We start from the raw sequence: 13,951 nt of genomic DNA, 5'->3' as shown, positions 1-13,951 counted from the left end.
ATCTCACCCTAAGCAGTTCCGAACAGGACCCGAACGTCCGCCCTCCAGGCTGATCGCATGACGACCACCACGACTTCCCCCATGACCGGGGCGCGGGCGTGGCTGGGGCTGCTCGTGCTCGCCCTGGCCACGCTCCTGCTCGCCGTGGACAACACGGTGCTGATGCTCGCGCTGCCTCACCTGGCCGCGGACCTGAACCCCAGCGCCACCGAGCTGCTGTGGATCACCGACGTGTACGGGTTCATGATCGCCGGATTCATCATCACCATGGGCTCGATCGGTGACCGGATCGGCCGGCGCAGGCTGCTGCTGATCGGTGCGGCCGCGTTCGCCGCCGCCTCGCTCGTGGCCGCGTACTCCACCACGACCGTGATGCTGATCGGCGCCCGCGTGCTGCTGGGGATCGCGGGCGCCACGATCGGGCCGTCCGCGCTGGCGCTGGTGGCCGGGCTGTTCGCCGACGCCAGGCGGCGCGCCCTGGCCATCGGCGTGTTTACCGCCTGCTTCATGGGCGGGGCGGCGGCCGGGCCGGTGATCGGCGGGGTGCTCCTGGAGCACTTCTGGTGGGGCTCGGTGTTCCTGATGGGGGTGCCGATCATGGTGGTCGTCCTGGTGGGCGGTCTGGTCCTGCTGCCGGAGACCAGCGCCGAGGGCTCCGGCAGGCTCGACTGGGCGAGCGTGGCGATGTCGCTGGCCGCGATCCTGCCGCTCGTCCACGGACTGAAGGAGCTGGCCGACGACCCGGGGCAGCCGGTGGCGTACGCGGCCCTCGGCGTCGGCCTGGCGTTCGGCTGGGCGTTCGTCCGGCGGCAGCGCCGGCTGGCGGAGCCGCTGGTGGACCTGCGCCTGTTCGGCGACCGCTCGTTCAGCGCGGCCCTGCTGATCCTGGCGCTGGCCATGGTGCTGCAGGGCGGCGTCTACCTGTTCGTGAGCCAGCACCTGCAGCTCGTCGAGGGCCTCTCGCCGCTGGCCGCGGGCCTGTGGATGGCCGTCCCCGCTCTGGGCCTGGTCGCGGGGTCGCTCGCGGCGCCGCTCGTCGCGGGCGTGTTCCGGCCGGGCCTCGTCGTCGGGGCCGGGCTGGTCGTGTCCGCCGCCGGGTTCGCCGTCGTCGTGGCGGGCGACGGCCTCGGCACGCTGATCGCGGGTGTCACGATCGCCTTCCTCGGCATGGCGCCCGTGGGCGCGCTGGGGCTCGGCCTCATCGTCGGAGCGGCGCCGCCGGAGCGGTCCGGGTCCGCGTCGGCGATGGCCGAGTGCGGCGGTGAGCTGGGCATCGCGCTCGGCATCGCGCTGCTCGGCAGCGTCGGCACCGCCGTCTACGGCGGCACGGTCACCTCGCCGCACGCGGGCGGCTCGCTCGGCGAGGCGCTGACCGCCGCCGCCGCGCTGCCGCCGGGACAGGCCGCGGACCTGGTGGCGGAGGCGCAGGCCGCCTTCACCCAGGGGCTGCTCGTCGTCACGGCCCTGAGCGGGGTGCTCGTGCTCGGCCTGGCCGTGACCGCCATGACCCTGCTGCGGCATCTCCGCCCGATCGGCGGGGACCGGTAAGCACCGCCGCCGGAAGCGGGATGACGGCCCGCCGGGACGAGGGGCGAAGGTCCGTCCCATCGCGGGACCGTGGCCTCTGACCCACGAGCCGGGATCGCCGGACGATGAGGGCATGAGAATCGGAATCAACGGGTTCGGCAGGATCGGCCGCGCCATCCTGCGCTCCAGCACCGACCCGCTCGTCTCCCGCGACGTCATCGGCGATGCCGCCCCCTGCGTGGTCGACTCCGGTCTCACCCGGTCCGGCGGCGACCTGGTCAAGGTCTTGGGGTGCTACGACAACGCATGGGGCTGTGCCGACCGGCTCGTGGAGATGGCCCAGCGGATGGAGGAGCCGGCATGTCAGCGGTGATGGTCGAGGGACTGCGCAAACAGTACGGGACGGTGAAGGCCGTCGACGGGGTGAGCTTCACCGTCGAACGGGGAGAGGTGTTCGCGCTGCTCGGACCGAACGGCGCGGGCAAGACCACCACGGTGGAGATCCTGGAAGGGCACCGCGGGCGCGACGCCGGTCACGTGTCGGTGCTGGGCTTCGATCCGGCCACCGGCGGCCGGGCCTACCGCGAGCACATCGGGATCGTCCTGCAGGAGGCCGGCTTCGAGGAGGAGTTCTCCGTCTTCGAGCTGGTGCGGCTGTACGCAGGCTTCTACCCGCGCCCACGCGATCCTGACGAGGTTGTCGAGCAGGTCGGGCTTCAGGACAAGCGCGACGCCCGCGTGCGGACGCTGTCCGGTGGGCAGCGGCGCCGGCTGGACCTGGCGCTCGGCCTGGTCGGGCGCCCGGACGTGCTGTTCCTGGACGAGCCGACCACCGGCTTCGACCCGTCGGCTCGCCATCACGCGTGGGAACTGATCGACGGCCTGCGTTCGCTCGGCACGACGATCCTGCTCACCACCCACTACATGGACGAGGCCCAGCACCTCGCCGACAGGGTCGCGGTGCTGCGCGCGGGCCGGTTGGCCGCCTGCGGCGCGCCGGACACCCTCATCGCGGCCGAGCGGGCCAGCGTGCTGTCCTTCATCCTGCCCGAGGGCACGGCCGCAGCCGACCTGCCACCGCTCACCGGCCGCGTCGAGGTGCGTGGCGCGGCGGTGTCGGTCGAGACCGCGCGGCCCGCCCACGACCTGCACGCGCTGACCGGCTGGTCGCTGGAGCGCGGCACCGAACTGACCTCGCTGACCCTGTCCCGGCCGTCGCTGGAGGACGTCTATCTCGACTTAGTCGGCGAGGCGCCATCATGATCAGGCGGCTGGTCCGGCACGAGACCCTCTCCTTCGTCCGCACCCCGATGGCGGCGTTCTTCACCGTCGCGATGCCCCTGCTGATGACGGTGATCGTCGGGGCGGCGGTGGGGAACCAGGTCGTCCAGCCCGGTACGGACGTGCGCGTCATGCAGTTCGTGATCCCCGTCATGGCCGTGTTCGGCGTCGCCCAGGGCTGCTTCGGCGCGCTCGCCATCCGCCTGGCGGATCTGCGTGACCGCGGCTGGCTCAAGCGGCTGCACGGCACGCCGGTGCCGGCCTCGGCGGTGCTCTCCGGGCTGACAGGGGCGTCGCTGGTGGTCGCGGCCACGACGGTGGCCGTGCTGCTCACCGTCGGCGGACTCTTCTACGGCACTCAGATGGTCTGGCGCACGCTGCCCGCTCTGCTGCTCACCCTGCTGCTCGGGGCGGCCTGCTTCACCGCGCTCGGCTTCGCGATGGTGGCGCTGCTGCGCAACGCGGCGGCGGTGCAGTTACTCGGCACCGGCCTGCTGCTGGCGCTGGCGTTCATCTCCGACGTCATCCTCGTCGGCGCCCGGCTGCCCGCCTGGCTGGACGTCGTGGGCTGGGTCTTCCCCTTGCGGCACTTCGCGCACGCCGTCCGCGACGCCATGAACCCGTTGCTCACCGGAGCGGGCTTCCAGGCCGGCCACCTGGCGGTGCTGGCGGCATGGGGTGCCGGCGGCGCCGTGGCGGCCGTCTGGCGCTTCCGCTGGGAACGGCCCCAGGCCCAGGCCCAGACCGCGAGGGCGGCGCGGAACCGGCGTCCCCTGCGGCAGGGGCGCCCCGCGCGATGGCGGCTGGTGACCGATCAGGTCACGCACGCGCTGGTCCGGTTGCGCAGGGACCTGTCCACGGCGTTCTTCACGGTGATCCTGCCGGTCTTGCTGCTCGCGCTGATCTCACTGATCTTCGCCGGCGCCCGGGTCTCGGGGGTGCGGCTGCCGGTGTTCATGCTCGCCGCGATGATCACCTACACGGTGGGCGTGGCCTCGTACGTGAACATTCCCGACGCGATCGCCGGCGATCGCGAGCGCGGCGTGCTCAAACGGCTGGCCGGCACCCCGCTGCCGCGCTGGGCCTACCACACCGGCCACCTCGCCACCGCACTGCTGGTCACCACGGCCACCACCGTCCTGCTGGCGCTGGTGGCCGCGCTCGGCCACGGCGTCAGGATCGGGCCCGGCGCGCTCGCCGGCATGCTCGCCGCGATCGTCCTCGGCACGGCGTGCTTCACCGTGCTCGGAGCCCTCGTGGTGGCGTTCGCGAGCAGGCAGCAGACCGTCAACGCCATCACCCTCGGCACGTTCCTCCCCCTGGCCTTCGTCTCCGACGTCTTCGTCATCGGGGGCGAACTCCCCGGCGCGCTGCGCATCGCCGGGGACGTCTTCCCGCTCAAGCACGTGTCGCACACGGTGCTCGCCGCGCTGGCGGGACGGCCGTGGCCGTGGACGGACCTCGCCATGGTGACGTTCTGGACCCTGGGCGGGATGGCGGCCCTCGCCGTCGTGGAAGCCCGGCGCAGGACGGGCGGACGGCTCCAGCCGCCATGATCGCCGCAGGGGGCCCGCCTCACGGCTCCAGCGACTCCGGGACGGAGTCGGACGGGCCGTAGGGCCGCTGCGTGTGGCCACCGGCGTCGTAGATCTTCACCCACTTGACGGAGGGGAACTGCTTGAGCGTCGGCCTGATCTGGTCGGCGACCGTGAACGTCGACCCTCCGCTGGTGAGACGGCCGGTCAGGTAGACCCTGGCGACTCCGTTCTTCACGGTGAGCCTGCTGAAGCCGGTGGCCCTGGAGCTGACGAAGCGCAGCCCGTGCGCCTTCTCCGCCTGGGTGGGACCGGCGAACAGCCGCTGCAGCGCGCCGTGGGCGGTGGCGGGTGGAATCACCGGCCGCCGTACACCGGTGGTGTGCGGCCCCCGTCCGGTCTCGTACCTGGCGGTGTCGAGGAAGTGGGCACGTACCGGCACCGTCCGATGGGGCGTGGCGATGTCGATGACGACACGGCTCGGCCGGGTGAGCGTGTAGACCCGGTAGGGCGCGCGCCAGGCCAGGCCCGCGCCGAAGGTTAAGGCGGCCTCGAAGTCGCCGGTGTTGACGACCTGGATGAGGCCGGGCAGCGCGTACGTCCGGCTGGCCGGGCCGTAGGTGACCTTGCCGTTACGGTCGTGGCCGTCGGCCCCGGCGAAGCGGATCCGCAGCAGCGCGCTGCCCACCGCGTTCACCCGCCGGCCGGAGCCGTCGGCGATCAGCTTGGACACGTAGCGGACGTCCCGCTGGTCGGGCACCCGCCCGCGGAACTCGAAGACCAGCCGGTCCAGGCCGTTGTGGTGCGCGGCCCGGATCCCGACGAGCGTGGGCGTGGCCTGCTGGACGGCCTGCGCCGGTACGGCGAGCAGGCCCGTGGTGGTGGCCACCATCGTGGTGGCGATGAGGGAACGAATCGGGAGCATGTCGATCATCTTCTTCCCTGTGAGTGCTCCTGATCCCAGGGTGGACCCTCCGGCCGTCCCGCGACACCGGCGAACGTCCCCGCTCCCCAGGCCTTTCGGCGCGCGCCCGTCATGGTGCCGGAACTCCCGTACGAGGTCCGCGCCGCGGACCTCGTACGGGACTGCGCACGCCTCAGGCGTCGCGGGACAGGACGACCTTCAGCGCCCCGCTGCCCGCCGGGTCGGAGAACGTCTGGTATGCGGCCTCCATGTCGTGCAGGGCGTAGCGGTGGGTGACGAACACGGTCGGGTCGAGCCGGCCGGCGGCGACCATGTCGAGCAGGGCCGGGGTGGAGTAGGTGTCGACGAGGCCGGTGGTGATGGTCAGGTTGCGGATCCACAGGTCTTCGAGGTGCAGGGTGACCGGCGCGCCGTGGACGCCGACGTTGGCGAGGTGCGCGCCGGGGCGGACGAGGCGGGTGCAGAGCTCGAAGGTCTCCGGGATGCCGACCGCCTCGATGGCGACGTCGGCGCCCAGGCCGCCGGTCAGCTCGGCGACCGCGGCCTCGGGGTCGTCCCCGGAGCCCACGAGAAGGTCCGCGCCGAGTCTCTTGGCCGCCTCCAGCCGGGTCGCGGCGGGGTCGACGGCGATGATGTGGCCAGGTGTGAACAGCCGCGCGGTCGTGATGGCGGCCAGGCCGATCGGTCCGGCGCCGACCACGACCACGGTGTCGCCGGGCCGGACCCGGCCGTTGAGCACGCCGACCTCGTAGGAGGTGGGCAGGATGTCGGCGAGCATGAGCGCCGCCTCGTCGGTCACGGCCTCGGGCAGCAGGTGGGTGGAGGTGTCGGCGTACGGCACGCGGACGTACTCGGCCTGGGTGCCGTCGATGCGGTGGCCGAGGATCCAGCCGCCGCCGCCCAGGCACTGTCCGTACATGCCGGTGCGGCAGTAGCGGCAGCGGCCGCACGCCGTGATGCAGGAGACCAGGACCCGGTCGCCCTGCTCGACGCCGGTGACCGCGCTGCCGGCCGCCACGACGGTGCCCACGGCTTCGTGGCCGAGGACTCTGCCCGGCTCGACCGCGGGCACGTCGCCCTTGAGTATGTGCAGGTCGGTGCCGCAGATCGTGACGGCGTCCACTCGTACGATCGCGTCCGTCGGGGAGGTGAGCTGCGGGTCGGGGACCTCTTCCCAGGTGCGCCGGCCCGGCTCGTGATAGGTCATCGCCTTCATAGGAGCCTCCTTGTCCTTCCTGCCACGCTCCCGGCCGCGGGCGGGCGGGAGTAGGGGCGAAGGTCCCGCCGGGCGATACCCTTCGCCGGGAGAACGGGTCAGCGCGCCGGAAGTCCAGCGCGGCCACCATCGAGCGGGCCTGTTCGTAACCGGTGGCGAGCAGGAAGGCGGGGGCGCGACCGTAGCTCTTCATGCCGATGGCGTAGGAGCCGGGCTCCGGATGGGTCAGCTCGTCCACGCCGTGCGGGCGTACGGTGCCGCAGGAGTGGTCGTCGGGGTCGATGAGCGGGGTCGGCAGGCGGGTGGTGCCCAGGATCGGGTCCAGGTCCAGGCGGAGTCCGGCGGCGATGGCGTGGTGCCGGTGGCCGCGACGACACGGTCCGCGGCGAGCCGCCGTTCCGAGCCGCCGACCTGCCGGGAGACCAGTTCGAGGCCGGTTCCGCCCGGTCGTACGCGCACGGCTCGAATCTTGACGTTCGCGGCCGGTCCACCGATGTCGTCCGGCGGTACCGGTAAGGAAACGGTAAGGGGCCGGCGGCAGCCTGGAATCAGCAGGTGAGCGGCACACGGGCCGCGCACGCTGACCAAGGAGTGAGACCATGCGCAAGCTCATCGAGTCGACGTTCGTGTCGCTGGACGGCATCATCGACGACACCCGCCCCTCCACCGCGTCACGGGCCGAGCCCCAGCACTGGGGCCACCCGTACTGGGACGACGAGCACCACGGTTACGTCACGAACCTGTCCGCCTCGGCGGACGCCATGCTGCTGGGCCGGGTGACCTACGAGGGATTCGCCGAGGCGTGGTCGGCGCAGGACGGCCCGCAGGCCGAGGCCATGAACAAGATGCCGAAGTACGTGGCCTCGCGCACCCTGACCGAGACCACCTGGAACGCCACCCTCATCCGGGGCGACGTGGCCGAGGAGGTCGCGAAGCTGAAGGAGCAGCCCGGACAGAACATCATCAAGTGGGGCACCGGAGAGCTGGACCGCACGCTGGTGGAGCACGGCCTGGTCGACGAGTTCCACTTCTGGTACTTCCCGGTCGTCGTCGGGGCAGGCAAGCACCTGTTCGAGGGCGCGGGGTTCGACACCACCCACCTCAAGCTGGCCGAGGTGAACCGGTTCGGCTCGGGGATCGTCGTCCACGTCTACGTCCCCAAGTAGGTCACGTGCCCGTGGCGTCGTCGAGCAGCCGGCGCGCCCGCTCCAGCGAGAGCCCGTCACCGGCGGCGAACAGGGCGGCGAAGCCGGGCTCCGCGGCCTCGACCCCGCCGGTGATCCTCGCCAGCTCGTCGCGCTCGGAGTCGGACAGCGGCTGCCCGGATTCCCGCCACGCGGCCGCGGCGGCGCCGAGCGACCGCGCGGCCACGCCGGGCCGCCCGTCAGCCGCCGCGGCGGCGGCCATGCCCGCGATCGCCCAGGCCATGCCGCGGGCCGAGCCCTGGTCGCGATACGCGTCGAAGCCCTGCCGGAGCCAGGGGAGCGCGGCGGCGTGCTTGCCCCGCTCGCCGGCCAGCAGCCCCATCTCGACCAGCACCATCGACAGGTACGGCGGGTCGCCGTCTCCGGCCTGCCGGTCGCGGGCCTCGGCCAGCAGCCCGCGCAGGTGCTCCTCGGCGAGGCCGAGCCGGCCCGCCCGGCGGGCGGCGAAGGCCAGGCCGATGGTGGCGAACACCTCACCCGAGCGCTGACCCAGCTCCGCGGCCAGCCGCTTGGCCTGCTCGGCGTGGCGGAGAGCACGCAGTGGGTCCCCGGTCTGGACGTGGACCCAGGCCAGCCAGGCCTGCCGACCGGCCACGTCGGACCACAGCCCCAGGTCCTCGGCCATCCGCAGGTCGTCCTCGGCCAGCCGGGCCGCCTCCGCCCAGTCGCCCGTCAGGTCGGCCAGGCCGATCAGCCAGTCGCGGGCCTGGAGCACCCCCCAGTCGTCACCCAGGTCGCCGAACAGGGCCGCGCCGCGCCGGGCGTCGTGCTCCAGCGCGCCCTGGTCGCCGTGCAGGTGCGCGAGCATCGCGCGGGTGCTCAGCACCGCTGCCTCGCCCCACCGGTCGCCGCTCGCCCGGAACGTGTCCAGCGCCGGATCCAGCAGCTCGCCGGTGGTCTTCTCGTCCCCGAAGTCGATGATGGACGCGGCCAGGAACCAGGCGGCGTGCGCCCGTCCGGCCTGGTCGGTCTCGGGGAACCCGCGCAGCGTCTCCGTCACCCGCTCCGGCCCGGCCTGTCCCAGGCGGATCGAGAGACCCAGGTGCCAGGTCCCGGCCCGGGCCCGGAGCTCCGGGGGAGCGTCGCCCGCCACGGCCAGCGCCGCCTCCAGGGCCCGGCGCGCCTCCGCGAACCGGCCCCGCAGGAACCAGTACCAGACCAGAGCCGTGGTGAGCCGCAGCGCCGGCTCGGCCGCGCCCTCGTGCCGGAAGGTCTCCAGGGCCGCCCGCATGTTCGCGGCCTCGGCGTCCAGCCGGCGCAGCCACTCCCGCTGGCCCGGCCCGCGCAGCCGGGGTCCGGCCTCTTCGGCCAGCGCCAGGTAGTGGCCGGCGTGCCGGCGCCGCAGCTCCGCCTCCTCGCCGCTGCGGCCCAGCTGGTCCAGGCAGTAGGCGGAGACCGACTCCAGCAGCCGGAACCGGGGCCCTTCCCCGCGCGTCACCAGCGAGCGGTCCACCAGCCCCGCCACCAGATCCAGCACCTCGCCGCCGGAGACCACGCCGCCGCGGCACACCGCCTCGGCCGCGGCCAGCGTGCACCCGCCCGGGTGGACGGCCAGCCGGCGCAGCACGGCCTGCTCGGGCTCGGTCAGCAGCCTCCAGCTCCAGTCGATCACCGCCGCGAGCGTGCGCTGCCTGGCCGGCGCGTCGCGCGGCCCGGAGCCGAGCAGCCCGAACCGGTCCCCTGGCACGCGCAGGCGCGCCGCCAGCTCCCGCACGCCCAGAGCCGGAGCCCGGGTGGCGGCCAGCTCCAGCGCCAGCGGGATGCCGTCCAGCCGCCGGCACACCTCGGCCACCCCCGCGACGGTGTCCGGCTCCGGGACCAGCCCGGCCCGCGCCAGGAACAGGCGCACGGCGGGCGAGTCCGCCAGCCGGGCGGGGTCGTCGCTGTCGGGCACGTCCAGCGGCGGAAGATCCCGGCGGACCTCGCCGCGCAGCCGCAGCGGCTCCCGGCTGGTGGCCAGCACCCGCAGCTCCGGCACGGCCGGCAGCAACGCCCCCACCAGCTCGGCCACGGGCTCGATGACATGCTCGCAGTTGTCGAGGACCAGCAGCGTCCGCCGCCCGCGCAGGGCGGCCGCCAGCCGTTCGCCCGCCGGGCCCGGATCACCGGGCGCGTCGGGGATGGACAGGACCGACAGAACCAGCTCCGCCGGGTCGCCCCGCCCGTCCCAGGCGGTCAGGTCAACCAGCCACACGCCTTCCGGGAACGTCTCGACCAGGGCGCGCGCGACGGCGAGCGCCACGCTGGTCTTGCCCACCCCGCCGGGGCCGGTGAGCGTGACCAGCCGGGCGGCGGTCAGCGACTCCCGCACCCGCCGCACGGCCGGGTCGCGGCCGACCAGCTCGGACACCGGCGCGGGGAGATTGGTGGTCGGCCTGGTCGACCGCGGTGCCGGTACGGGGGCGTCCTCCGCCGGGTCACCGGTGAGGATGGCCCGCTGCAACGCCACCAGCTCGGGGCCCGGCTCCAGGCCCAGCTCGCCGGCGAGCGCGCGCCGCAGCTCCTGGAAGCTGTCGAGCGCCTCGCCCGCGCGGCCGGCCCGGTAGAGGGCACGCATGTGGGCCGCCCGCAGCCGCTCCCGGTAGGGATGCCCGGCGACCTGCTCGCCCAGCCCGCCGACCAGGTCGCCGTGCTCACCCAGCTCCAGCCGGGCTTCCGCCCAGGACTCCAGCGTGGCCAGCCGCTGCTCCTCCCACCTGGCCACGGCCACCCGGGCGAACTCCTCGTCGGCGAAGTCGGCCAGCGCGGGACCGCGCCACAGCTCCAGCGCCTCGGCCAGCAGGCCCGCCCGCACCCGTGGATCGCCGGAAGCCCGCGCCCGCCCGGTCAGGGCCGCGAACCGCGCCGCGTCCACCGCCTCCGGCCCGGCGCGCAACGCGTACCCGGGAGCCTGCGACACCACCAGGTTCCGGCCGTCAGGCTCCGCGCCGGCCAGGGCCCGGCGCAGCTGGGAGACCCGGACGTGGAGTGCGGCCGTGGGGTCGGCCGGCGCCGCCCCGCCCCACAGGTCCTCGACCAGCCGGTCCGCCGACACCGGACGTCCCTCGTGCACCAGCAGGTTTGCCAGCAGGGCCCGCACCATGCGCCCCCGGATCGAGACGGGCTCGCCGTGATCGGTCCACACGGCCAGCGGCCCCAGCACCCCGAATCGCATGACGTCCTCCCGCCGCGGAAACCCCGCCGCGCAAGGTACCAGCCGCCGGCGGGGCACGCGCGCCGGTCAGCGGGTGGTGCGCGGGTAGCGGCCGTGAGGCGAGACCTCCGGATGACCCCGTCGCGACCTGGCGACGATGTGCGGGAGGCCGCCGCGGCGGCAGATTGAGCCGGGTGAACACCTCTCAACCGCGAAGGCGCCGTCCGGCGGTGTCTGTCCTGATCATCGCTGTCTGGTCGGTGAGCTATCTGGCCCTCGGCCTCCTCTGGGCGCTCGGCGGGCCCGGGTACCCCTTCGACGCCGGGCGTCCCGGCCCGGGCAACACCCTGCTCGACCCGCTCGCGCCCGCGGTCGGCGGGAGCGTGCTGGCGGTGTCGGCGCTGGTGGCCGGCGGCGTCGCCGTGCTCGCCGCCAGGGGCCGGCTCACCCGGGCCGCCGCCGTCGTGGCCGTCGTTGCCGGAGCCGGCCTGGCGGTGCTCCTGCCGGACGTGCGCATCATGATGACGGCCGGGTACCTGCCGGTGATGCTCGTCGCCGTGCTCGCCGGCCAGGCCGAGTTCTCGCTGATCATGTCCATGCTGACCTGGCCGAGCCTCAACCTGCTGATCCTGACGGCGGCCGGCGTCAGCCTCATGGTCCTGGGGACGCGGGCGCTGCTCGCCGACCGGCCCGGCAGCGCCGCCGGCGCGCTCAGGGCCGGCCGGTACGCGGTCGCCGTCGCGGTCGCCGTCCCCGTCTTCTACGCCGTCACCCGCTTCGGCTGGCTGCTGGGGATCCCCGTCGGCATCAGCGACGAGTTCCTGGCGTACATCGACGAGATCACGCCGATCGGCGCCGGCCTCGCGGCCGTCGGGCTCCTCGGCGCGGTCCTCACCCTCGGCCTGGTCCGGCCGTGGGGGGAGGTCTGGCCGCGCTGGGTGCCGTTCCTGCGCGGGCGGCCCGTCCCGGCGCGCCTCCCCGCCTGCGCGGCGCTGGCCGTCTCCCTGCCCATCACGTCCGCCGGACTGATGTACGTACGCAAGAAACTCGGCGGGGAGAGGCTCGGCCCGGCCGGGGCGGGCGACGAGCTGGGCGCCTGGCTGCCGGAGATGCTGTGGCCGCTGTGGGGCGCGGCCCTGGCGGTGGCCGCCCTGGCGTACCTCAGCCGCCGGAACGCCGCGCACGGCCGCCGACCATAATGGCGGGTGTGAAAGAGTCCCCGTCTCCGGCCGAGGCCGCGGTGGACTCGTTTCTCCGCCGGCACCAGGTGAGCGGCGACGCCGTGCTCGCCGTCCTGCTCGCCGTGCCCCTCGGCCTGGTCTCGTTCGGCCTGCTCAGAGCGTCCGGCAGCCCGCTCTCCCTGCGCCTGTTCGCGGGGGCCGGGCTGCTGGTGCTGCACGGCTGCGTGGTCGCGCGCCGCCTGCGCCCGCTGACGGCGTACGGCCTGGCCGCCGCGGCGATGCTGCTGCTGGTGCTGCTGCCGCCCCTGCACGACCCGTCCGGCGCCTATTACCCGGCGGTGCTGCTGCCCAGCTCGCTGGTGTTCGGGCTGCTGATCTACACGGTGTCCAGCAGGCTGGACCTGCTGCCCGGGCTGGCCTGCCTGGCCGTCGCCCTGACCGGGGTGGTCCTGGTCCTGGCGCGGTTCTGGGACCCGGCCTCGTGGGGAGGCTCGTCGGGCGGCTACGACCTGGTCGCCTGGCGGATCGGGCTGTCGGCCGGCCTGGTCGCCGTGACGGCGTGCCTGTGGTCGCTGGGCCGCCTCAGCCGGGTCCGGGCGTTGTTCCTGGCCGAGCTCAGGGCGAAGGCCGAACGCGCCGAGACCGACCGCGCGCGCGAGCGGGCCGAGGCGGCGCGGGCGGAGCGCGACCGGATCAGCCGCGAGATGCACGACGTGGTGTCGCACTCGCTGGCCGTCATGGTCAGCCAGGCCGAGGGCGGCAGGCTGTCCGGCCCGGGCTCGCCCGGCGCGGCCGTGTTCGCCACCATCGCCGGCGTCGGGCGCGACGCCCTGCGCGACATGCGCGGCCTGCTGGGTGTGCTCCGCGCCGACGGCGGCACCGCTCCGCAGCCGGGTCTCGGCGACCTCTCCGACCTGCTCGACCACGTACGCACGACAGGCGTCCGCGTCGCGGTGCAAGAGGTCGGGGACGCCCGGCCGCTGCGCCCCGCCGTCGACCTGACCGCCTACCGCGTCATCCAGGAAGGGCTGACCAACGTCATCAAGCACGCTGGGCCGGTGGCCGCGGCCGACCTGACGCTCGCGTGGCGTCCGGACGGCCTGCACATCACCATCAAGGACGACGGCGCCGGGCCCGCGGAAGCGGAGGCGGGCGTCGGGCTGGCCGGGATGCGCGAACGCCTCAGCATGGTGGGAGGCACCCTGGAGGCCGGCGGGCGGCCCGGGGCCGGCTTCGAACTGTCGGCCGCCGTGCCCTACGAGCCGAGGAGCCTGCCATCATCAGGATCATGATCGTCGACGACCAGGAGCTGCTGCGCAACGGCCTGACCATGGTCGTCAGGTCCCAGCCCGACATGGAGGTCGCCGCCGAGGCCGGCGACGGGCTGGAGGCCCTGGAGACACTGAAGGCACTGAAGGCGCTGGAGTCGCGGCGCGTCGACGTGGTGGTGATGGACATCCGCATGCCCCGGATGGACGGCGTCGCCGCGACCCGGGAGATCCAGCGGCTGGACGACCCGCCCAAGGTGCTGGCGCTGACGACGTTCGACCTCGACGAGCACGCCCTGGCCGCGCTGCGGGCCGGCGCGAGCGGGTTCATGCTGAAGGACGCGCCGGGGGAGGAGATCATCGCCGCGATCCGGCACGTCCACCGGGGCGACTCGATCATCGCGCCCTCCACGACGCGGCGTCTCGTCCGGCAGCTCGTGACGAAGCCGGGCACCGACCCGGAGGCCGTGCTCGGGGCGCTCACGCAACGTGAGCGCGAGGTCTTCCGCGGTTTGGCCAGGGGCGCCTCCAACGCCGAGATCGGGGCCGAGCTGTTCCTGTCTGAGGCCACGGTCAAGACGCACGTCGGGCGCATCCTGACGAAGTTCGGGCTGCGCGACCGCGTCCAGGCGGTGGTGCTGGCCTACGAATCCGGTGTCGTCACCCCGGGTGAGGGCTGA

General features: G+C 74.1%; 12 protein-coding genes and 1 pseudogene. 8 read left to right on the top strand and 5 right to left on the bottom strand.

The window, feature by feature from the left end; genetic code table 11:
• Window positions 1–57 precede the first annotated feature (57 nt).
• From AB0K05_RS39890 to AB0K05_RS39875, 4 genes are all read left to right on the top strand, one after another.
• On the top strand, window positions 58–1,548 hold the full coding sequence (locus tag AB0K05_RS39890; RefSeq protein ID WP_364236422.1) for an MFS transporter: 1,491 nt from the start codon (window positions 58–60) through the stop codon (window positions 1,546–1,548).
• Window positions 1,549–1,660: 112 nt separating this feature from the next.
• Entirely contained in the window at window positions 1,661–1,900 is a 240-nt protein-coding gene (locus AB0K05_RS39885; RefSeq protein ID WP_364236419.1) for a hypothetical protein, read from the top strand.
• Window positions 1,888–2,790, top strand: coding sequence for an ABC transporter ATP-binding protein (locus tag AB0K05_RS39880; RefSeq protein ID WP_364236417.1), 903 nt, complete (start codon window positions 1,888–1,890; stop codon window positions 2,788–2,790). The genes AB0K05_RS39885 and AB0K05_RS39880 overlap by 13 nt, the downstream gene beginning before the upstream one ends.
• Complete coding sequence (locus tag AB0K05_RS39875; protein WP_364236414.1) at window positions 2,787–4,364, top strand: ABC transporter permease; 1,578 nt, start codon at window positions 2,787–2,789, stop codon at window positions 4,362–4,364. The genes AB0K05_RS39880 and AB0K05_RS39875 overlap by 4 nt, the downstream gene beginning before the upstream one ends.
• 19 nt (window positions 4,365–4,383) lie before the next feature.
• Here AB0K05_RS39875 and AB0K05_RS39870 read toward each other — a convergent pair whose 3' ends face one another.
• The 4 genes and pseudogenes from AB0K05_RS39870 to AB0K05_RS39855 all read right to left on the bottom strand — a co-directional run bounded on the left by AB0K05_RS39870 (window position 4,384) and on the right by AB0K05_RS39855 (window position 6,943).
• Window positions 4,384–5,268, bottom strand: a complete 885-nt coding sequence (locus AB0K05_RS39870) for a GerMN domain-containing protein (protein ID WP_364236411.1) — start codon at window positions 5,266–5,268, stop codon at window positions 4,384–4,386.
• 172 nt (window positions 5,269–5,440) lie between these two features.
• A complete protein-coding gene (locus AB0K05_RS39865; RefSeq protein WP_148031808.1) occupies window positions 5,441–6,484 on the bottom strand; it encodes a zinc-dependent alcohol dehydrogenase family protein in 1,044 nt (347 codons plus the stop codon).
• A 115-nt stretch (window positions 6,485–6,599) separates the two neighbouring features.
• Window positions 6,600–6,773, bottom strand: a pseudogene (locus tag AB0K05_RS39860) (flavoprotein); the annotation flags it as partial.
• Window positions 6,710–6,943 carry a hypothetical protein gene (locus tag AB0K05_RS39855; RefSeq protein WP_364236409.1) on the bottom strand — a complete coding sequence of 78 codons (234 nt, stop codon included), beginning with the start codon at window positions 6,941–6,943 and terminating at the stop codon, window positions 6,710–6,712. The gene AB0K05_RS39855 and the pseudogene AB0K05_RS39860, both read right to left, overlap by 64 nt.
• 140 nt (window positions 6,944–7,083) lie before the next feature.
• On the opposite strand from AB0K05_RS39855, the gene AB0K05_RS39850 reads away from it, so the two are divergent.
• Window positions 7,084–7,650, top strand: a complete 567-nt coding sequence (locus AB0K05_RS39850; RefSeq protein WP_148031807.1) for a dihydrofolate reductase family protein — start codon at window positions 7,084–7,086, stop codon at window positions 7,648–7,650.
• 1 nt (window position 7,651) lies between these two features.
• Here the strand turns inward: AB0K05_RS39850 and AB0K05_RS39845 are convergent, their stop codons facing one another.
• Window positions 7,652–10,843, bottom strand: a complete 3,192-nt coding sequence (locus AB0K05_RS39845; protein ID WP_364236406.1) for a BTAD domain-containing putative transcriptional regulator — start codon at window positions 10,841–10,843, stop codon at window positions 7,652–7,654.
• 209 nt (window positions 10,844–11,052) lie between these two features.
• On the opposite strand from AB0K05_RS39845, the gene AB0K05_RS39840 reads away from it, so the two are divergent.
• Genes AB0K05_RS39840 through AB0K05_RS39830 form a run of 3 tightly spaced genes read left to right on the top strand, consistent with a single transcriptional unit; the run spans window position 11,053 to window position 13,951 of the window.
• Window positions 11,053–12,021 (top strand): hypothetical protein, encoded by a 969-nt coding sequence (locus tag AB0K05_RS39840; protein WP_271279171.1) that lies wholly within the window; start codon window positions 11,053–11,055, stop codon window positions 12,019–12,021.
• Between the two features lie 8 nt (window positions 12,022–12,029).
• Complete coding sequence (locus AB0K05_RS39835) at window positions 12,030–13,295, top strand: histidine kinase (protein WP_271279172.1); 1,266 nt, start codon at window positions 12,030–12,032, stop codon at window positions 13,293–13,295.
• Window positions 13,292–13,951, top strand: coding sequence for a response regulator transcription factor (locus AB0K05_RS39830; protein ID WP_364236402.1), 660 nt, complete (start codon window positions 13,292–13,294; stop codon window positions 13,949–13,951). The genes AB0K05_RS39835 and AB0K05_RS39830 overlap by 4 nt, the downstream gene beginning before the upstream one ends.

The organism is Nonomuraea sp. NPDC049486 (assembly GCF_040676925.1).
Taxonomy (GTDB): Bacteria; Actinomycetota; Actinomycetes; order Streptosporangiales; family Streptosporangiaceae; genus Nonomuraea; species Nonomuraea ferruginea.
This window is presented reverse-complemented; position numbering and strand designations above follow the sequence as displayed.

What these genes read in the sequence shown, in the direction of transcription:
- AB0K05_RS39865 (WP_148031808.1), bottom strand. Translation starts at nt 6,484, where the DNA reads ATGAAGGCGATGACCTATCACGAGCCGGGCCGGCGCACCTGGGAAGAG.
- AB0K05_RS39880 (WP_364236417.1), top strand. Translation starts at nt 1,888, where the DNA reads ATGTCAGCGGTGATGGTCGAGGGACTGCGCAAACAGTACGGGACGGTG.
- AB0K05_RS39845 (WP_364236406.1), bottom strand. Translation starts at nt 10,843, where the DNA reads ATGCGATTCGGGGTGCTGGGGCCGCTGGCCGTGTGGACCGATCACGGC.
- AB0K05_RS39850 (WP_148031807.1), top strand. Translation starts at nt 7,084, where the DNA reads ATGCGCAAGCTCATCGAGTCGACGTTCGTGTCGCTGGACGGCATCATC.
- AB0K05_RS39870 (WP_364236411.1), bottom strand. Translation starts at nt 5,268, where the DNA reads ATGCTCCCGATTCGTTCCCTCATCGCCACCACGATGGTGGCCACCACC.
- AB0K05_RS39875 (WP_364236414.1), top strand. Translation starts at nt 2,787, where the DNA reads ATGATCAGGCGGCTGGTCCGGCACGAGACCCTCTCCTTCGTCCGCACC.
- AB0K05_RS39890 (WP_364236422.1), top strand. Translation starts at nt 58, where the DNA reads ATGACGACCACCACGACTTCCCCCATGACCGGGGCGCGGGCGTGGCTG.
- AB0K05_RS39885 (WP_364236419.1), top strand. Translation starts at nt 1,661, where the DNA reads ATGAGAATCGGAATCAACGGGTTCGGCAGGATCGGCCGCGCCATCCTG.
- AB0K05_RS39830 (WP_364236402.1), top strand. Translation starts at nt 13,292, where the DNA reads ATGATCGTCGACGACCAGGAGCTGCTGCGCAACGGCCTGACCATGGTC.